Source organism: Streptomyces sp. 63XJN7_1_ISO-PGPR-S23-121 (genome assembly GCF_056173025.1).
Genome location: NZ_CM149653.1, coordinates 2,210,220 through 2,229,386 on the forward strand (window position 1 = coordinate 2,210,220; position 19,167 = coordinate 2,229,386).

At 71.5% G+C, this 19,167-nt stretch carries 15 protein-coding genes; 8 read left to right on the plus strand and 7 right to left on the minus strand.

What is annotated here, in order from left to right; genetic code table 11:
- Positions 1–115: 115 nt before the first annotated feature.
- The 6 genes from AC0VYN_RS09745 (at position 116) to AC0VYN_RS09770 (ending at position 8,679) form a co-directional block, all read left to right on the plus strand.
- Positions 116–1,327, plus strand: a complete 1,212-nt coding sequence (locus tag AC0VYN_RS09745; RefSeq protein ID WP_359392229.1) for an ROK family transcriptional regulator — start codon at positions 116–118, stop codon at positions 1,325–1,327.
- 133 nt (positions 1,328–1,460) lie between these two features.
- Entirely contained in the window at positions 1,461–2,564 is a 1,104-nt protein-coding gene (locus AC0VYN_RS09750) for an ABC transporter substrate-binding protein (protein ID WP_475536845.1), read from the plus strand.
- Positions 2,565–2,729: 165 nt separating this feature from the next.
- Entirely contained in the window at positions 2,730–3,521 is a 792-nt protein-coding gene (locus tag AC0VYN_RS09755) for an ATP-binding cassette domain-containing protein (protein WP_475535631.1), read from the plus strand.
- Positions 3,518–4,810 carry a sugar ABC transporter permease gene (locus tag AC0VYN_RS09760; protein WP_475535632.1) on the plus strand — a complete coding sequence of 431 codons (1,293 nt, stop codon included), beginning with the start codon at positions 3,518–3,520 and terminating at the stop codon, positions 4,808–4,810. The genes AC0VYN_RS09755 and AC0VYN_RS09760 overlap by 4 nt, the downstream gene beginning before the upstream one ends.
- Positions 4,811–5,103: 293 nt before the next feature.
- Complete coding sequence (dxs, locus tag AC0VYN_RS09765; RefSeq protein WP_475535633.1) at positions 5,104–7,029, plus strand: 1-deoxy-D-xylulose-5-phosphate synthase; 1,926 nt, start codon at positions 5,104–5,106, stop codon at positions 7,027–7,029.
- 138 nt (positions 7,030–7,167) lie between these two features.
- Complete coding sequence (locus AC0VYN_RS09770) at positions 7,168–8,679, plus strand: amino acid permease (RefSeq protein ID WP_475535634.1); 1,512 nt, start codon at positions 7,168–7,170, stop codon at positions 8,677–8,679.
- 84 nt (positions 8,680–8,763) lie between these two features.
- Here the strand turns inward: AC0VYN_RS09770 and AC0VYN_RS09775 are convergent, their stop codons facing one another.
- Entirely contained in the window at positions 8,764–9,135 is a 372-nt protein-coding gene (locus AC0VYN_RS09775) for an NTP pyrophosphohydrolase (RefSeq protein WP_475535635.1), read from the minus strand.
- 68 nt (positions 9,136–9,203) lie between these two features.
- On the opposite strand from AC0VYN_RS09775, the gene AC0VYN_RS09780 reads away from it, so the two are divergent.
- Positions 9,204–10,220: a PLL family lectin gene (locus AC0VYN_RS09780; protein ID WP_475535636.1), complete on the plus strand. Its 1,017-nt coding sequence runs from the start codon at positions 9,204–9,206 to the stop codon at positions 10,218–10,220.
- A gap of 459 nt (positions 10,221–10,679) precedes the next feature.
- Here AC0VYN_RS09780 and AC0VYN_RS09785 read toward each other — a convergent pair whose 3' ends face one another.
- The 5 genes from AC0VYN_RS09785 to AC0VYN_RS09805 all read right to left on the minus strand — a co-directional run bounded on the left by AC0VYN_RS09785 (position 10,680) and on the right by AC0VYN_RS09805 (position 17,364).
- Entirely contained in the window at positions 10,680–12,809 is a 2,130-nt protein-coding gene (locus AC0VYN_RS09785) for a 3-hydroxyacyl-CoA dehydrogenase NAD-binding domain-containing protein (RefSeq protein ID WP_475535637.1), read from the minus strand.
- On the minus strand, positions 12,806–14,023 hold the full coding sequence (locus AC0VYN_RS09790) for a thiolase family protein (RefSeq protein ID WP_385463605.1): 1,218 nt from the start codon (positions 14,021–14,023) through the stop codon (positions 12,806–12,808). Before AC0VYN_RS09790 ends, AC0VYN_RS09785 begins: the two co-directional genes overlap by 4 nt.
- 244 nt (positions 14,024–14,267) lie before the next feature.
- Positions 14,268–15,560 (minus strand): ribonuclease D, encoded by a 1,293-nt coding sequence (locus tag AC0VYN_RS09795; protein ID WP_475535638.1) that lies wholly within the window; start codon positions 15,558–15,560, stop codon positions 14,268–14,270.
- Between the two features lie 130 nt (positions 15,561–15,690).
- Positions 15,691–16,353 carry a response regulator transcription factor gene (locus tag AC0VYN_RS09800; RefSeq protein ID WP_077797935.1) on the minus strand — a complete coding sequence of 221 codons (663 nt, stop codon included), beginning with the start codon at positions 16,351–16,353 and terminating at the stop codon, positions 15,691–15,693.
- A gap of 333 nt (positions 16,354–16,686) precedes the next feature.
- Positions 16,687–17,364: a DUF3000 domain-containing protein gene (locus AC0VYN_RS09805; RefSeq protein WP_475535639.1), complete on the minus strand. Its 678-nt coding sequence runs from the start codon at positions 17,362–17,364 to the stop codon at positions 16,687–16,689.
- Between the two features lie 182 nt (positions 17,365–17,546).
- Here AC0VYN_RS09805 and hemE point away from each other — a divergent pair, with 182 nt between their 5' ends.
- The gene (gene hemE / locus AC0VYN_RS09810; RefSeq protein ID WP_475535640.1) at positions 17,547–18,614 is read left to right on the plus strand and encodes a uroporphyrinogen decarboxylase; all 1,068 of its coding nucleotides are present in this window, start codon (positions 17,547–17,549) and stop codon (positions 18,612–18,614) included.
- A gap of 108 nt (positions 18,615–18,722) precedes the next feature.
- Here hemE and AC0VYN_RS09815 read toward each other — a convergent pair whose 3' ends face one another.
- On the minus strand, positions 18,723–19,145 hold the full coding sequence (locus AC0VYN_RS09815) for a hypothetical protein (protein WP_475535641.1): 423 nt from the start codon (positions 19,143–19,145) through the stop codon (positions 18,723–18,725).
- Positions 19,146–19,167 lie beyond the last annotated feature (22 nt).

Sequence of the window (19,167 nt, forward strand, 5' to 3'; positions counted from 1 at the left end):
ACCCGGATGCGGTTCAACCTCTTGACGGGAGGCGACCCGAACGGCTCAGCTTAGAGTTCACTAGTTGGACATAGACGGGGCCTCATCGAAGCGGCCCCGTGCGCAGGAGGTCGTCGTGGAGACTCCCGGTTCGCAGTCGTCGCTGCACCGAGCCAACCTGGAACGGGTCGTACGAGCGGTACGGCTCGCCGGGTCGCTCACGCAGGCGGAGATCGCGAGGACGACGGGTCTGTCCGCGGCGACGGTCTCGAACATCGTCCGGGAACTGAAGGACGGCGGGACCGTCGAGGTCACGCCCACCTCGGCGGGCGGCCGCCGGGCCCGCAGCGTCTCGCTGAGCGGGGACGCCGGCATCGTCATCGGTGTCGACTTCGGGCACACGCATTTGCGCGTCGCGGTCGGGAACCTCGCCCACCAGGTGCTCGCCGAGGAGTCCGAGCCGCTGGACGTCGACGCGTCCTCGGCGCAGGGCTTCGACCGCGCGGAGCAACTGGTCAGCCGGCTGATCGAGGCCACCGGCGTCGACCGTTCCAAGATCGCCGGCGTGGGCCTCGGCGTGCCCGGCCCGATCGACGTGGAGTCGGGGACGCTGGGCTCGACCGCCATCCTGCCCGGCTGGGGCGGCACCCGGCCCGCCGAGGAGCTGCGGGGGCGGCTCGGCGTGCCCGTGCACGTGGACAACGACGCCAACCTCGGCGCCCTCGGCGAGCTGGTCTGGGGCAGCGGCCGGGGGGTGCGCGACCTGGCGTACATCAAGGTCGCCAGCGGTGTCGGAGCCGGTCTCGTGATCAACGGCAAGATCTATCGGGGACCCGGCGGCACCGCGGGAGAAATCGGGCATATCACTCTCGACGAAGCCGGTCCCGTCTGCCGCTGCGGAAACCGCGGCTGCCTGGAGACGTTCGCGGCCGCACGCTATGTGCTCCCGCTGCTCCAGCCCAGTCACGGTATGGACCTGACGATGGAAGGCGTCGTGCGGCTGGCACGGGACGGCGACCCGGGCTGCCGTCGCGTGATCGCCGACGTCGGCCGTCACATCGGCAGTGGAGTCGCCAATCTCTGCAACCTGCTCAACCCGAGCCGCGTGGTCCTCGGCGGCGATCTCGCCGAGGCCGGCGAGCTGGTGCTCGGCCCGATAAGGGAGTCCGTCGGCCGCTACGCCATCCCCAGTGCGGCGCGTCAACTCTCCGTACTTCCGGGGGCACTTGGGGGACGTGCGGAGGTCCTCGGCGCGCTCGCCCTGGCCCTCAGCGAGATGGGCGATTCGACGCTTTTGGACGGAAGTGCGACCGGCGCCCTGTCCGCGGCCACCCCTGCCTTCACTTAGAGAACGGATGGCACCGTTGCCATCTCGTTAAGGATTTACTTCTTGACGTCGCACGTGTGGCCGAGTTGACTTCCAGCCACCTCGGCCGCAACGACGCGGCCTCGTCAGGGAGGTTTCTGAAGTGAACACGCGTATGCGTCGTGCCGCCTTTGCCGTTGCCGCCACCGCCATGGCCGTCTCGCTCGCCGCCTGTGGCAGCGCCAAGGAGTCCGGCGACAAGGCCGACTCGTCCGACTCCGCCGCCAAGAAGGGCGACGCCATCAAGGTCGGTCTGCTCCTTCCGGAGAACCAGACCGCGCGCTACGAGAAGTTCGACAAGCCCTTGATCGAGAAGAAGGTCAAGGAGCTCACGAACAACAAGGGCGAGGTGGTCTACGCCAACGCCAAGCAGGACGCCAGCCAGCAGTCGCAGCAGGTCGACACGATGGTGACCAACAAGGTCGACGTCCTGATCGTGGACGCGGTGGACTCCAAGGCCATCGCCGGCTCGATCAAGAAGGCCAAGGACGCGGGCATCCCGGTCGTCGCCTACGACCGCCTGGCCGAGGGCCCGATCGACGCCTACACCTCGTTCGACAACGTGACCGTCGGCAAGACGCAGGGCGAGGCCCTGCTGAAGGCGCTGGGCGACAAGGCCAAGGGCGGCCAGATCGTCATGATGAACGGTTCCTCCACCGACCCGAACGCCGCCCAGTTCAAGGAGGGCGCCCACTCCGTCCTCGACGGCAAGGTGAAGGTCGGCCGCGAGTACGACACCAAGGAGTGGAAGCCGGAGAACGCCAACGCCAACATGGAGGGCGCCATCTCCGCCCTCGGCAAGGACAAGATCGTCGGCGTCTACTCCGCGAACGACGGCATGGCGGGCGGCATCATCACCGCCCTGAAGGCCGCCGGTATCAGCAACATCCCGGTCACCGGCCAGGACGCCGAGCTCGCGGGCGTGCAGCGCATCCTCACCGGTGAGCAGTACATGAGCGTCTACAAGTCCTACCCGCAGGAGGCCGCGGTCGCCGGCGAGATGGCCGTCGCCCTCGCCCAGGGCAAGTCGCTCGACTCCATCGCCACGAGCAAGGCCGACAGCGCCACCACCAAGGGCGTCCCGACGGTGCTCGTCCCGGTCGTCTCGCTGACCAAGGACAACATCAACGAGACCGTCATCAAGGAGGGCTTCTACACCCTCGACGAGATCTGCGCCGGCAAGTACAAGGCCGCCTGCGACAAGGCCGGCCTGAAGTAGGCAGTCCCGTCCCCCGTACCCGCCGAGCGGGTGCGGGACCGGCTGCACGCGGCTTCCTCCGGCGCCCCGCACCACCAGCCCCGCAAGCTACGCGGGGCGCCGGACGGAACACCACCACCCCCCAAACTTCTGCACAACCTCCCGCCGGGTCAGGCGGCGAAGGAGATGGTTCACGTGTCCGCTACGCCCGTGCTGGCGTTGCGCGGGGTCTCCAAGCGATTCGGTGCCGTCCAGGCGCTCACCGACGTAGAGCTTGAGGTCCACGCCGGTGAGGTGGTCGCCCTGGTCGGCGACAACGGAGCCGGAAAATCCACGCTGGTCAAGACGATCGCCGGCGTGCACCCCATCGACGAGGGCGCCATCGAGTGGGACGGCAGGGCCGTCACCATCAACAGGCCGCACGACGCCCAGAACCTGGGCATCGCGACGGTCTACCAGGACCTCGCGCTGTGCGACAACATCGACGTCGTCGGCAACCTCTACCTGGGCCGGGAGCTGCGCAAGCGCGGCGTCCTGGACGAGGTGGAGATGGAGCGCCGCTCCCGCGAGCTGCTGGACACGCTGTCCATCCGTATCCCCAGCGTCCGCATCCCGATCGCCTCGCTCTCCGGCGGTCAGCGCCAGGTCGTGGCGATCGCCCGCTCCATGCTCGGTGAGCCCAAGCTGGTCATCCTCGACGAGCCCACCGCCGCCCTCGGCGTCGAGCAGACCGCGCAGGTCCTCGACCTGGTCGAGCGGCTGCGCGAGCGCGGTCACGCCGTCATCCTCATCAGCCACAACATGGCCGATGTGAAGGCGGTGGCCGACAAGGTCGCCGTCCTGCGCCTGGGGCGCAACAACGGCGTCTTCGAGGTCAAGTCGACCTCGCAGGAAGAGATCATCTCCGCCATCACGGGCGCCACGGACAACGCCGTGACCCGTCGTGCGGCGCGCACCAATGGGGAGATCCAGAAGTGAGTATCGACAAGACCTCCACCCCCGCCGGGGACCACGCCGTGGAGAACCCCGAGGCCGCCTCCGCCGCGGTCCCCACGGTCGACCCCCGGCTGCTGGTGCGCGAGCAGGGCTTCGCGGGCTACCTCAGCGAGTTCAAGCGGAAGATGAAGGCCGGTGACCTAGGGTCCCTCCCGGTCGTCGTCGGTCTGCTGATCATCTGGGCCATCTTCACCAGCCTGAACTCCAACTTCCTCACCGCCGGCAACTTCTCCGACATGTCGATCGCCATGGTCGGCACCGGCATGATCGCCGTCGGCATCGTCTTCGTCCTGCTGCTCGGCGAGATCGACCTGTCGGTCGGCTCGGTCAGCGGTGTCGCGGGTGCCACCTTCGCGGTGCTGAGCGTCACGCACGGGATGAACGAGATCCTGGCCCTGGTGCTGGCCATCCTCACGGGCACCGTGGCCGGCGCGCTCCACGGCTTCGTCTTCGCGAAGATCGGTGTCCCGGCCTTCGCCGTGACCCTGGCCGGCCTGCTGTTCTGGCAGGGCTTCATGCTGCAGATCCTCGGCAGCAACGGCACCATCAACCTGGACGCCGACGGTGTGGTCGCCAAGCTGACCAGCTACTACTTCAGCGACGTGGCCGCCGCCTACGGCCTGGCGATCGTCGTGACCGCGGGGTACTTCCTCACCGCGTTCTTCGACAACCGCCGCCGCGCGGCCGCCGGGGTGCCGTCCCGGCCGCTGAGCGAAATCATCGTGCGCACGGTGCTGCTGGCCGTGCTGGCCTTCGCCGTGGCGATCGTCTTCAACCAGTACAAGGGCCTGCCTCTGGCCGTGGTGATCTTCCTGGCGTTCCTGCTGCTCACGGACTTCGTGCTGCGCCGCACCGCCTACGGCCGCAAGATCTACGCGCTCGGCGGCAGCGTCGAGGCGTCCCGCCGGGCCGGCATCAACGTCGACCTGGTCCGCATCTCGGTCTTCGCGATCGCCGGCACCTTCGCCGCGATCGGCGGCCTGTTCGTCGCCTCGAAGATCGCCTCCGCCAACCAGGGCGCGGGTACCGGTGAGTTCCTGATGAACGTCATCGCCGCGGCCGTGATCGGCGGCACGTCCCTCTTCGGCGGCCGCGGCCGCACCTGGGACGCGCTGCTCGGTGTGATGGTCATCATCTCGATCCAGTACGGCCTCGCCCTGGAGGGCATCGCCTCGCCGGTCCAGTACATGATCACCGGTGGTGTGCTGCTGGCGACCGTCGTCATCGACGCGGTCACCCGCAAGACGCAGAAGACGGCCGGCCGCGCGTAGCGCACGCCCGGCCGACGACGGTCCGCCCGCCCGCCCAGCTGAGCCCTGGGCCGGCGGGCGGACCTTTGCCGCGGGTGCGGCCCCCGCGGGGAGCTCCCGGCCGCCCGCGCGGACCGCGGCGAGCGGAGCGACAAAAGGGAAAGAACGGAAAGAACGCGCCAGGTGACGTAGAAGCGGCCGCCGTTGGGTACAGCCGAACGCGTGATGTAAGACGCACCGCCCGGCCACGTTCCGCCGGGGCGGAACATTAGACTCGTCGAGCCCGGCAACAGCTCTACTTCAAGGAGGCACGGGTGCCGCTGCTGACCCGCATCACGGGACCGCGCGATCTGGACCGGCTCAGCCTGGAAGAGCTGGGCCGGCTGGCGGAGGAGATCCGGACCTTCCTCGTCGACGCCGTCTCCAAGACCGGCGGCCACCTCGGCCCCAACCTCGGCGTGGTGGAACTCACGCTCGCCCTGCACCGCGTCTTCGACTCCCCGACCGACAAGGTCCTGTGGGACACCGGACACCAGTCGTACGTGCACAAGCTGCTCACCGGCCGTCAGGACTTCTCGAAGCTGAAGATGAAGGGCGGCCTCTCCGGCTACCCCTCGCAGGCCGAGTCCGAGCACGACGTCATCGAGAACAGCCACGCCTCCACCGTCCTCGGCTGGGCCGACGGCATCGCCAAGGCGAACCAGGTGCTGGGGCACGACGACCGGCACGTCGTCGCGGTCATCGGCGACGGCGCGCTCACCGGCGGCATGGCCTGGGAGGCGCTGAACAACATCGCCGCCGCCAAGGACCGCCCCCTCGTCATCGTGGTCAACGACAACGAGCGCTCCTACGCCCCCACCATCGGCGGCCTCGCCAACCACCTGGCGACCCTGCGCACCACCGACGGCTACGAGCGCTTCCTCGCCCGCACCAAGGACCTCCTGGAGCGCACCCCGGTCGTCGGCCGCCCCCTCTACGGCACCCTGCACGGCGCCAAGAAGGGCCTGAAGGACTTCATCGCCCCGCAGGGCATGTTCGAGGACCTCGGCCTGAAGTACGTCGGCCCCATCGACGGCCACGACCTCGAGGCCCTGGAGTCCGCCCTCACCCGCGCCAAGCGGTTCGGCGGCCCGGTCATCGTGCACTGCCTCACCGAGAAGGGCCGCGGCTACCAGCCCGCCCTCCAGGACGAGGCCGACCGCTTCCACGCCGTCGGCAGGATCCACCCCGACACCGGCCTGCCCATCTCCAGCTCCGGCGCCGACTGGACGTCCGTCTTCGGCGACGAGATGGTCAAGCTCGGCGAGGAGCGCGAGGACGTCGTCGCCATCACCGCCGCCATGCTCCAGCCGGTCGGCCTCGACAAGTTCGCCAAGGCCTTCCCCGACCGCGTCTACGACGTCGGCATCGCCGAGCAGCACGGCGCCGTCTCCGCGGCCGGCCTCGCCCACGGCGGCGTCCACCCGGTCTTCGCGGTGTACGCCACCTTCCTCAACCGCGCCTTCGACCAGGTCCTGATGGACGTGGCCCTGCACAAGTGCGGCGTGACCTTCGTGCTGGACCGGGCCGGTGTCACCGGCACCGACGGCGCCTCCCACAACGGCATGTGGGACATGTCGATCCTTCAGGTCGTCCCCGGCCTGCGTCTCGCCGCCCCGCGCGACGCCGACCAGGTCCGCGCCCAGCTGCGCGAGGCCGTCGAGGTGGACGACGCGCCGACCGTGGTCCGCTTCTCCAAGGGCGCCGTCGGCCCCGCCGTGCCCGCCGTGGGCCGCGTCGGCGGCATGGACGTCCTGCGCGCCCCCGGCGCCGACAACCCGGACGTCCTGCTGGTCTCCGTCGGCGCCCTCGCGCCGATGTGCCTGGAGGTCGCCGACCTGCTGAACAAGCAGGGCATCACCACCACCGTGGTCGACCCGCGCTGGGTCAAGCCCGTCGACGAGGCCATGGCCCCGCTCGCCGAGCGCCACCGGGTGGTCGTCACCGTCGAGGACAACTCCCGGGTCGGCGGTGTCGGCTCCGCCGTCGCCCAGGCCCTGCGCGACGCCGGCGTCGACGTGCCGCTGCGCGACTTCGGCATCCCGCCGCGCTTCCTCGACCACGCCTCCCGCGCCGAGGTCCTGGCCGAGATCGGGCTCACCGCTCCCGACATCGCCCGCCAGGTGACCGGCCTGGTCGCCAAGCTCGACGGCCGGTACGAGCGCACCGGCGCCGAAGCGGTGGAGGCCGCGCGCGACTGACGTACGACCGGATGGGCAGGGTTCTCCACCCGTTGCAGTGGCGAAACCTGCCCATCCGCGTGAATCGGCTCACGCCGGGGCATACGCAGTACGCCCCCCTCTCGATCATGTCGGGGACGACAAGCGTCGGAGGTACCCGTGAGCAGCAGTCTTTTCAGGACCAAGCAGATCGAGCAGTCCATCCGGGACACGGAGGAACCGGAGCACGCGCTCAAGAAGTCGTTGTCCGCACTGGATCTGACGGTCTTCGGCGTCGGTGTCATCATCGGCACCGGCATTTTCGTACTGACCGGCACGGTCGCGAAGAACAACGCCGGGCCCGCCGTCGCCCTCGCCTTCGTCGTTGCCGGGGTCGTGTGCGCGCTCGCCGCGCTGTGCTACGCCGAGTTCGCCTCCACGGTCCCGGTGGCGGGCTCCGCGTACACCTTCTCCTACGCCTCGCTCGGTGAACTGCCCGCCTGGATCATCGGCTGGGACCTGGTCCTGGAGTTCGCACTGGGGACGGCGGTGGTCGCCGTCGGCTGGTCCGGCTACATCCGTTCGTTCATGGAGAACGCCGGCTGGCAGTTCCCCGAGGCCCTCGGCGGCCGGGAGGGCGCCGACGGATTCGGCTTCGACATCCTCGCCGCCGCCCTGGTGCTGGTGCTCACCGGCATCCTCGTCCTGGGCATGAAGCTGTCGGCCCGGATCACCACGATCGTCGTCGCCATCAAGGTGACCGTCGTCCTCATCGTGATCATCGCGGGCGCCTTCTTCATCAACGGCTCCAACTACGACCCGTTCATCCCCGACGAGCAGCCGGTGGAGGCGGGCGGGGGCCTGCACTCCCCGCTGATCCAGCTGATGTTCGGGTGGGCGCCGTCCAACTTCGGCGTGATGGGCATCTTCACCGCCGCGTCGGTCGTCTTCTTCGCCTTCATCGGTTTCGACATCGTCGCCACGGCCGCCGAGGAGACCAGGAACCCGCAGCGCGACATGCCCCGCGGCATCCTCGGCTCCCTGTTCATCTGCACCGCCCTGTACGTCGCCGTCTCGATCGTCGTCACCGGCATGCAGCACTACTCGAAGCTGTCCGTCGACGCCCCGCTCGCGGACGCCTTCAAATCCACCGGGCACCCCTTCTACTCCGGCGTGATCAGCTTCGGCGCCGCCGTCGGCCTGACCACGGTGTGCATGATCCTGCTGCTCGGCCAGACCCGGGTCTTCTTCGCGATGAGCCGCGACGGACTCCTGCCGCGCTTCTTCTCCGTCGTCCACCCGAGGTTCCGGACCCCGTACCGGCCGACCATCCTGCTCGGCGTCATCATCGCGATCGTCGCCGGCTTCACCAGCCTGAGCGAGCTCGCCGAGCTGGTGAACATCGGCACCCTGTTCGCCTTCGTGGTCGTCGCGTTCAGCGTGATCATCCTGCGCCGCACCCGCCCCGACCTGCCGCGCGCCTTCCGCACGCCGCTGGTCCCGCTGCTGCCGATCGTGTCGGTGGCCGCCTCGCTGTGGCTGATGCTGAACCTGCCCGCCGAGACCTGGGTCCGGTTCGGCATCTGGATGGCGATCGGCCTCGTCGTCTACTTCCTCTACGGCCGCACCCACAGCCGCATGGCCCGCGGCGAGACCGTCCCGGCCGCGCCGCCCGGCGGCGACACCCCGTGACCACGACCGCTCGCGCCGCCCGGCCCCGTACGTCCCGATCCCCGGGGCGTACGGGGCCGGTGCCCTCGGTGGCCCGCCCGCCCGCTACGGCCTGACCGTCCGGGGGCCCGCCACCTCCGCGCCCAGCTCCGTCGCCCGGCGGCGCAGCTCACGGTCCGCCGTCACCAGCAGGACGGGTCGGTCACCCGCCCGCGCGACCAGCTCGACCATGTGGTCGTCCCCGCCGCCCGGCGCCGACTCCACCCGCACACCGGGCACGGACTCCACGCCGCGGGCCGCGCCCTCGACCACGAGAACGATCTCCACCGGGCCCGGACGGCCGGGCACCCCGTCCGCCGCCAGCCGGTCGCGCAACCGCTCCGCGGCCCCGCGCCGGTCCCGCCACCATCCGTCGGGCACGGACCCCACGACGTTCGCGCCGTCGACGATCACGAGAAGGGGGCCGCTGTCGCTCATGGGGACAGGTTCGCACGCAAACCCACCCGGCCGGAGCGGTCCGGCGGACGGCGTCATAAAATGATCAGGTGAACGGCGAGTGGCTCATACGCGGCCGGGACGGCCGGCTCAGCGTCTACCTGGTCTCCCAGGACGCTGTCCTGTGCCGGGCGGAGCAGGCACCCGGCGGTACCTGGGACGCCCCGCGCAGGACGGGCGGCGACCAGCGGCTGCATCCGGGTCTGGCGGTCGGCCAGGGCGCCGACTCCTACGCGCACCTGGTCGCCTGGCGTCCCACGACGCCCGGCGAGTCCGGGCTGGTGCACTCCACCCACTTCCGGCCCCTGCTGGCCGCCCTGGACTGGGCACCCGTCGGCCATCCGAACGGCAAGGGGGACCGCACCGGGCGGCCCGCCGTCGCGGTCGACGCCGAGGGCCGCGCGCACATCTTCGTGCGCAACGGCGGCGGCGGGCTCAGCATGCGGGCCCAGAAGCAGAAGGGCGGCTGGGGTCCGTGGCGCGACCTCAAGGGCGCCGAACTCCAGGACGCGCCCGTCGCGGCGGCGGGCAGGGCCGGACGCATCGAGGCGTACGCGGCCGGCGCCGGCACCATCCTGCACTGGCGTCAGGAGACACCCGGCACCGAGTTCCAGCTGGTGGACGCGGTGGAGGCCACGGCCCGTCCGGGCACCCTGCGCGCCCTGGCCACCTCCGACGACAACACCACGCTGTTCTTCACCGACGCGTCCGGCACCCTCTGCGCCTGGCGTCCCGGCTCCGAGCCCGTACCCCTGCTGTCCGCGGCGGGGCCGGGCCCGGTCGCGGCCGTCCGCTGCGAGCTCGACGGGCACGACTGCACGCTGCTCGCCCAGTGTTCGTCCTCCGGCCGGGTCGCCTTCGCGGCGTACCCCACCGAGCAGGAGTCGGCGGGCGCCTGGTGGACCGAGTCCGGTCCCCAGCTGGCCCCCGACGCCGAGGTCTCCCTCGCCCTGGACACCGACTACCGGGTGGTGGCGGCAATCCTCACCCCGTCGAGCGGGCAGCTCCTGCTCTCCCGCCGCAAGGACGAGCCGGGGCTGGCGCTCACGGCGTGGCAGACGGTCTGACGCGGCATCGCCCGGCAGGCCACCGCGCGAGCCGGGACACCGCGCGCGGGGACCGGCCACCGCACCGTCTCCGTGATCAGTCCACCGCACGAACGTCCTACGATGAGCCGGCCGGAGCTGATGCCCGGCCCGATGCCCGAGGTGCGGAGGGAGTTCACCGTGCAACACCCACCTCGCCCTCACCGCCCGGCCCGAGGCGAGCGCCGCCCGCACCCAGGTGGCCGCGGACGGCACCTGGCAGTGGCGGCGCGCGGTGCAGTTGCCCGCGGGACGGCACAAGGTGACCGCCGTCGCCCTCGCCGGAGGCGCGGTGTCCTCCTCGGCGGAGGCCGACTTCGCCTGGCGCTGCCCGCCCGGTGACGGATGCGGGCAGGTGGGGCACGCACCGCCCGCGCCCGCCCGGGAACACCGAAGGGGCCCCCGCCTTCCGGCGGGGGCCCCTTCGTCCGTGCGGGGAGACTACGCGGGCACGCTGGCCACGCCGGTCTCCAGGAACCGCTTGCCGTTCACCCGCTCGGACACGCCCTCACGGTCCAGGTACGGCGTGATGCCGCCCAGGTGGAAGGGCCAGCCGGCGCCGGTGATCAGGCAGAGGTCGATGTCCTGGGCCTCGGCCACGACGCCCTCGTCGAGCATCAGGCCGATCTCCTGCGCCACCGCCTCCAGGACGCGGGCGCGGACCTGCTCCTCCGTCAGGACCGTGTCGCCCTGCTTGAGCAGCGCGGCGACCTCCGGGTCGAGCTCCGGCTTGCCGCTGTCGTAGACGTAGAAGCCGCGCTTGCCCGCCTCGACGACCGCCTTCAGGTTCGGGGAGACCGTGAAGCGCTCGGGGAAGACCCGGTTGAGGGTCTCCGAGACGTGCAGGCCGATCGCCGGGCCGACCAGCTCCAGGAGGACGAGGGGGGACATCGGCAGGCCGAGGGGCTCGACCGCCTTCTCCGCGACCTCGACGGGCGTGCCCTCGTCGATGACGTTCTGGATCTCGCCCATGAAGCGGGTCAGGATGCGGTTCACGACGAACGCCGGGGCGTCCTTGACGAGGACCGCGGTCTTCTTCAGCTTCTTGGCCACCGCGAACGCGGTCGCCAGCGAGGCGTCGTCGGTCCGCTCGCCGCGGACGATCTCCAGCAGCGGCAGGATCGCGACCGGGTTGAAGAAGTGGAAGCCGACGACCCGCTCGGGGTTCTTCAGCTTCGACGCCATCTCCGACACGGACAGGGACGAGGTGTTGGTCGCGAGGACGGCGTGCGCCGGGGCGACCGCCTCGACCTCCGCGAACACCTTCTGCTTGACGCCCATCTCCTCGAACACGGCCTCGATGATGAAGTCCGCGTCCGCGAAGCCCTCGGCCTTGTCCAGGACGCCGGTCACCAGGCCCTTGAGGCGGTTGGCCTTGTCCTGGTTGACGCGGCCCTTGCCGAGCAGCTTGTCGATCTCGGCGTGGACGTAGCCCACACCCTTGTCGACGCGCTCCTGGTCGATGTCCGTGAGGACGACCGGGACCTCGAGGCGGCGCAGGAAGAGCAGGGCGAGCTGCGACGCCATCAGGCCGGCGCCGACCACGCCGACCTTGGTGACCGGACGGGCCAGCGACTTGTCCGGGGCGCCCGCGGGGCGCTTGCCGCGCTTCTGCACCAGGTTGAAGGCGTAGATGCCGGACCGCAGTTCGCCGCCCATGATGAGGTCGGCCAGGGCCTGGTCCTCGGCGTCGTAACCCTGCTGGAGGTCGCCGTTCTTGGCGGCGGCGATGATGTCCAGGGCGCGGTAGGCGGCCGGGGCGGCGCCGTGCACCTTGCCGTCGGCGATGAACCGGCCGCGCGCGACGGCCTGGTCCCAGGCCTCGCCGCGGTCGATCGCCGGACGCTCGACGACGATCTCGCCCTTGAGGACGGACGCCGTCCAGATCAGCGACTGCTCCAGGAAGTCGGCGCCCTCGAAGAGCGCGTCCGCGATCCCGAGCTCGTAGACCTGCTTGCCCTTGAGCTGCTTGTTCTGGTTCAGGCTGTTCTCGATGATCACCGAGACGGCCTTGTCGGCGCCGATCAGGTTCGGCAGCAGCGTGCAGCCGCCCCAGCCGGGGACCAGACCGAGGAAGACCTCGGGCAGCGAGAACGCCGGGAGCGCCGCCGACACCGTGCGGTACGCGCAGTGCAGGCCGATCTCCACGCCGCCGCCCATGGCCGCGCCGTTGTAGTACGCGAAGGTCGGCACGGCCAGCTTCGACAGCCGCTTGAAGACGTCGTGGCCGCCCTTGCCGATGGCCAGCGCGTCCTCGTGCCGCTTCAGCAGCTCGACGCCCTTGAGGTCGGCGCCGACGGCGAAGATGAACGGCTTGCCGGTGACGCCGACGCCGACGATGTCGCCGTCCGCGGCCTCCTTCTCGACCTGGTCGATCGCGGCGTCGATGTTCGCCAGCGACTGCGGGCCGAGGGTGGTCGGCTTGGTGTGGTCGTGACCGTTGTCCAGGGTGATCAGGGCGAAGCGCCCGGCGCCCAGGGGCAGGTCGAAGTGGCGTACGTGCGCGCTCGTGACGACCTCGCCGGGGAACAGCTCGGCCGCACCCTTCAGCAGCTCTGCGGTGGTGCTCACTTGTCCCCCTCGAAGTGCGGGTTCTCCCAGATGACCGTCGCGCCCATGCCGAAGCCCACGCACATGGTGGTCAGGCCGTAGCGGACGTGCGGCTGCTCCTCGAACTGGCGGGCCAGCTGCGTCATCAGGCGGACGCCGGAGGAGGCGAGCGGGTGGCCGAAGGCGATGGCGCCGCCGTACTGGTTGACGCGCGCGTCGTCGTCGGCGATGCCGTAGTGCTCCAGGAACGCGAGGACCTGGACGGCGAAGGCCTCGTTGATCTCGAACAGGCCGATGTCGGAGATGGACAGACCCGCCTGCGCGAGGGCCTTCTCCGTGGCCGGGATCGGGCCGTAGCCCATGACCTCCGGCTCGACGCCCGCGAAGGCGTACGAGACGAGGCGCATCTTGACCGGCAGGTCGTTCTCGCGGGCGAAGTCCTCGCTCGCGATGAGGGAGGCGGTGGCGCCGTCGTTCAGACCGGCCGCGTTGCCCGCGGTGACCCGGCCGTGGACGCGGAACGGCGTCTTCAGACCCGCCAGGTTCTCCAGGGTGGTGCCCGGGCGCATCGGCTCGTCGGCCGTGACCAGGCCCCAGCCCGTCTCCCCGGCCTCGGGGCTGGTGCGGCGCACCGAGATCGGCACCAGGTCCGCCTGGATCTGGCCGTTGGCGTACGCCTTGGCGGCCTTCTCCTGGGAGCGCACGGCGTACTCGTCGGCGCGCTGCTTGGTGATGCTCGGGTAGCGGTCGTGCAGGTTCTCGGCGGTCATGCCCATGAACAGGGCGGACTCGTCGACCAGCTTCTCGCTGACGAACCGCGGGTTCGGGTCCACGCCCTCGCCCATCGGGTGGCGGCCCATGTGCTCGACACCGCCCGCGATGGCGACGTCGTAGGCGCCGAAGGCGACCGAGCCGGCCACCGTGGTGACGGCGGTCAGGGCGCCCGCGCACATGCGGTCGATCGAGTAGCCCGGGACCGAGGTGGGCAGGCCCGCCAGGATGCCGGCGGTGCGGCCGATGGTCAGACCCTGGTCACCGATCTGCGTGGTCGCGGCGACGGCGACCTCGTCGATCTTCTTGGGGTCGAGACCGGGGTTGCGGCGCAGCAGCTCCCGGATCGCCTTCACGACCAGGTCGTCGGCGCGGGTCTCGTGGTAGATGCCCTTCGGGCCCGCCTTGCCGAACGGGGTGCGGACGCCGTCGACGAAGACGACGTCCCTGACGGTACGAGGCACGATGGCTCTCCTCCAGGGTGCGGGATGGCACTGCACTGCTGCGGCCGCTGAGCGTCCGCTCAGGCCCATGCTACTTATGAGTAACGTAGCTGCCCAGTCCCCCCGGCCCAAGCGGCGAAGGTCACACCCGCTGCCGGCGGGAGATCACCCCTCCGGCGGCGCCGGCACCCGCGGCCCCGCCGTCCCGGCGGCCGGGGCGCGGGTCGCCCACGCTCCCCGCGCCGTCGAAGGGGCCGCACGCGCGTCAGGCCGGTTCCGCCTCCTGGTTCAAGGCCTTCACCAGGACCGGTGTCACCTGTTCCACCTGCCATGGCCGGGCGCCGTGTCCGGTGAGGGCCGCGGCCACGGAGTCCGGGTCGGCCGGCTTCGGCGGCTCCCAGCAGACCCGGCGCACGGTGTCCGGGGTGACCAGGTTCTCCTGCGGCATGTTCAGTTCCTCGGCCAGCGCCGTCACGCCGGCCCGCGCCGCGGTCAGCCGGGCGGCGGCGGCCGGGTCCTTGTCGGCCCAGGCGCGCGGCGGCGGGGGACCGGTCACCGCCTGGCCCGGCTGCGGCAGCTGCGACTCGGTGAGGCCCTTGGCGCGGTCGACCGCCGCCTGCCACTGCTCCAGCTGCCGGCGGTTCACCCGGCCGAAGCCGCCGAGCGCCCCGAGCGCGTGGGCGTTGGCCGGCAGCGCGAGCGCGGCCTCCACGATGGCCGCGTCCCCGAGCACCTTGCCGGGGGAGACGTCCCGGCGCTGGGCGATCCGGTCCCGGGTCTGCCAGAGCTCCCGGACCACGGCGAGCTGCCGGCGCCGGCGCACCTTGTGCATGCCGGAGGTGCGGCGCCACGGGTCCTTGCGGGGCTCGGCCGGCGGCGCCGAGGCGATCGCGTCGAACTCCTGCCGGGCCCACTCCAGCTTGCCCTGCCGGTCCAGCTCCTTCTCCAGCGCGTCGCGCAGGTCCACGAGGAGCTCGACGTCGAGGGCGGCGTAGCGCAGCCACGGCTCGGGCAGCGGACGCGTCGACCAGTCGACGGCCGAGTGGCCCTTCTCCAGGACGAAGCCCAGCACGTTCTCGACCATCGCGCCGAGGCCGACCCGGGGGAAGCCGGCGAGCCGGCCGGCCAGCTCCGTGTCGAACAGCCGGGTGGGGACCATCCCTATCTCCCGCAGGCAGGGCAGGTCCTGGGTGGCCGCGTGCAGCACCCACTCGGCGTCGGAGATCGCGGCGCCCAGCTCCGACAGGTCGGGGCAGGCCACGGGGTCGATGAGCGCGGTGCCCGCGCCCTGGCGGCGCAGCTGCACCAGGTAGGCGCGCTGGCCGTAGCGGTAGCCGGAGGCGCGCTCGGCGTCGACGGCGACGGGGCCGCTGCCGGCGGCGAAGGCGGCGGTCATCTCGGCGAGGGCGTCGGCGTCGGCGATCACCGGCGGTACGCCCTCGCGTGGTTCGAGCAACGGGATCGGCGCCTGACTCGCAGAAGATCCGGCGTCGTCCGGAGGGGCGCCTCCGGTGGTTCGCAGTGAATGGTCTGCTGCGGTTTCGTGGGCGTCGGTCACCGGTCAAGGGTATCGGTGTATGCGCCGAACCCGCCGACGGAACGTTCCGTCGGCGGGCTGCGGGGGGTCGTAAACGAGACAGGTCAGTGAAAGATCGGGCTCATGGGGGAGCTGACGGGGTTCGGGGCGGTCAGTGGATGATGCCGGTCCGCAGGGCCACCGCCACCATCCCGGCGCGGTCGCCCGTGCCGAGCTTGCGGGCGATGCGGGCCAGGTGGCTCTTGACGGTCAGGGCGGACAGGCCCATGGAGACGCCGATCGCCTTGTTCGACTGGCCCTCCGCGACCAGTCGCAGCACCTCGACCTCGCGGCCGGAGAGCTCGCGGTAGCCGCCCGGGTGGCTCGGGGCGCCCGGGGGGCGGCGGTGCAGACGGGCGGCGGCGCCGCCGATGGGAGCGGCACCGGGCCGGGTGGGGAGCCCGATGTTGGTACGGGTGCCGGTGACGACGTAGCCCTTGACACCGCCGGCGAGGGCGTTGCGGACGGCGCCGATGTCGTCGGCGGCGGACAGGGCGAGCCCGTTGGGCCAGCCGGCCGCGCGGGTCTCGGACAGCAGGGTCAGGCCGGAGCCGTCGGGGAGATGGACGTCTGCGACGCAGATGTCGCGTGGGTTGCCGATGCGGGGACGAGCCTCCGCGACGGACGAGGCCTCGATGACGTCGCGCACACCGAGGGCCCACAGATGGCGGGTGACGGTGGAACGGACGCGCGGGTCGGCCACGACCACCATGGCGGTCGGCTTGTTCGGGCGGTAGGCGACCAGGCTTGCGGGCTGCTCGAGGAGAACGGACACCAGGCCTCCTGGGGTGCGGGACGGGACCGGCTCCTGGGGGATGAAGCCGGGACGAACCGTGCTTTCAAGGTCACAGTCGTCTTCGGCACCGAACCCGTCCGCCTTTAGGGAATGATCACGATCTGGTGAGTAACAATCCGAGCAATTCGGACACGCGGTCGATCATTCGAAGACCGGACGGTTTCAATCTCTGTCGATACGCGGCCGAAAGTGGCCGTATCGACAAAGTGACCGAGGTTTCGGCATGCGTCCACGACGCGATCGGCCGTACGGGGTGACCAAGTGACCAGGTGAAGGGGGGCCGGGTGACCGGGTGCAGGGGCGGCCGGGCGGCTAGCGGGACTGCGGCCCGCGGCGCTGGGGCAGCGTGACGACCGAGGCGTCGCCCGGACCGGTCGGCGGCAGACCCGCGACCTGGGCCAGCAGATCGCACCACGAGGCGAGGTGGGAGGCGGTGTCCGGCGCCCCGCCCGCGCCCTCGCGGGGCGTCCAGGACGCCCGGATCTCGATCTGCGAGGCGGACGGGCGCGCCGACAGTCCGCCGAAGTAGTGCGAGCTCGCCCGGGTGACGGTGCCGCTGGGCTCGCCGTAGGCCAGGCCGCGGGCCTGGAGGGCACCCGTGAGCCAGGACCAGCACACGTCCGGCAGCAGCGGGTCCGCGGCCATCTCCGCCTCCAGCTCGGCGCGCACCAGGGTGACCAGCCGGAAGGTGCCCTGCCAGGCGTCGTGGCCGGCCGGATCGTGGAGCAGCACCAGGCGCCCGTCGGCCAGATCCTCGTCGCCGTCGACGACCGCGGCCTCCAGCGCGTACGCGAACGGCGCGAGGCGCTGCGGCGCACGCGTCGCCTCCACCTCGATCTGGGGCCGCAGCCGCGCGGTCTGGAGCGCGTCGACGGCGGCCGTGAAGGGCGGTGGCACCGCGCTCCCCGGTTGCCGCCCGCCCTCCTTGGTGCCCTTCGGTTCGTCCATTCCGCCAGCGTCGTCCGACAGTCGTCCCTGAGCCGCAGCCATGCGGGGAAGATTAAGCGGAACGGCGCCCCGGCGCAGGGAGGGACACCCGCGTGCGGGCGCGATGTCCGGATCACGTGGTACGGCGAGGGCGCGCCGGGGCCGTTGTGCGGGCCCGCGCGCCCCGGTCCGGCGCCCGCACCCGAGGGCGGGCACCGCCCGGGGGACGTGCGAGACTTGCCGCTGTGAGTGCCAACCAGAGCCCCGCGGGCAAGCAGCCGACCGCCACGTACGACTCCGCCTTCCTCAGGGCGTGCCGGCGTGAGCCGGTGCCGCACACGCCGGTGTGGTTCATGCGGCAGGCCGGACGCTCACTCCCGGAGTACCGCAAGGTGCGCGAGGGCATCCCGATGCTCGAGTCCTGCATGCGGCCGGAACTGGTCGCCGAGATCACCCTCCAGCCGGTGCGCCGGCACGGCGTGGACGCGGCGATCTACTTCAGCGACATCGTGGTCCCGCTGAAGGCCATCGGCATCGACCTCGACATCAAGCCGGGCATCGGCCCGGTCGTCGAGAAGCCGGTCCGCACCCGCGAGGACCTGGCCCGGCTGCGCGACCTGACCCCCGAGGACGTCTCCTACGTCACCGAGGCGTACGGCCTGCTCACCCGCGAGCTCGGCGCCACCCCGCTGATCGGCTTCGCGGGCGCCCCGTTCACCCTCGCGAGCTACCTCGTGGAGGGCGGCCCGTCCCGCAACCACGAGCACACCAAGGCGCTCATGTACGGCGACCCGCAACTGTGGGCCGACCTGCTGGACCGGCTCGCCGACATCACGGCCGCCTTCCTCAAGGTGCAGATCGAGGCGGGCGCGAGCGCCGTCCAGCTCTTCGACTCCTGGGTCGGCGCCCTCGCCCCCGCGGACTACCGCCGCTTCGTGCAGCCCGCCTCCCGCAAGGTCTTCGACGCCGTCGCCGGGTACGGCGTGCCGCGCATCCACTTCGGCGTGGGCACCGGCGAGCTCCTCGGCGACATGGGCGAGGCCGGTGCGGACGTCGTCGGCGTCGACTGGCGCGTCCCGCTGGACGAGGCCGCCCGCCGCGTCGGCCCCGGCAAGGCGCTCCAGGGGAACCTGGACCCCGCCGTCCTCTTCTCCTCGACGCAGGCGGTCGAGGAGAAGACCCAGGAGGTCCTGGACGCGGCGGCGGGCCTGGAGGGCCACGTCTTCAACCTCGGTCACGGCGTCCTGCCGTCCACCGAGCCTGACGCGCTGACCCGGCTCGTGGAGTACGTCCACACCCGCACCGCCCGCTGACCCTTACGCACCACCCGCGCGGCGCGCGTCCCGGCCCGGAGAGGCCGGCGGCGAGCGCCGCGCGCTTTCTGGTGACGAGAAGCGTTCCGCGCGACCGGCGCCCGTGGGTCAGGCGGCGAACAGCAGGGCGAAGACCTGGGCGAGGAAGAGACCCCCGTAGAAGCAGACCGGGGTGGGCGAGAACGCCGCCTTCGCCGCTCCCGCGCGTTCCCGGCCCGGCTCCACGTCCATCGCGAACGGCTCCACCGTCACCTCCGGACGCCGCACCCGGTCGTACAGGCGCCGGTACAGGCGCTCCCGGTACATGAAGTAGCCGTCGAGGAGCCAGAACGCCAGGACCGGCACCAGGCTGACCGCGCCGACGGCCCGGTCGTCGGCGCGGACGGCGAACGCGAGCAGCGCGCCCGTGACCGTCAGCGACCAGCCCTTGATCAGGAACGAGTTGTTGCCCATCCGGGCCACGACCATCTGGATCAGCTCGAGATGCTTGATCCGGCCGTCGTCCAGCACCGGACCGTCCCCCGCCGTCATCCGTTCCCCCAAGCCGTCGCCC

Coding starts and splice junctions, on each gene's coding strand:
- AC0VYN_RS09750 (WP_475536845.1), top strand. CDS start 1,461: ATGCGTCGTGCCGCCTTTGCCGTTGCCGCCACCGCCATGGCCGTCTCG.
- AC0VYN_RS09755 (WP_475535631.1), top strand. CDS start 2,730: ATGGTTCACGTGTCCGCTACGCCCGTGCTGGCGTTGCGCGGGGTCTCC.
- AC0VYN_RS09775 (WP_475535635.1), bottom strand. CDS start 9,135: ATGAGCGACAGCGGCCCCCTTCTCGTGATCGTCGACGGCGCGAACGTC.
- AC0VYN_RS09805 (WP_475535639.1), bottom strand. CDS start 17,364: ATGGCTGCGGCTCAGGGACGACTGTCGGACGACGCTGGCGGAATGGAC.
- AC0VYN_RS09815 (WP_475535641.1), bottom strand. CDS start 19,145: ATGACGGCGGGGGACGGTCCGGTGCTGGACGACGGCCGGATCAAGCAT.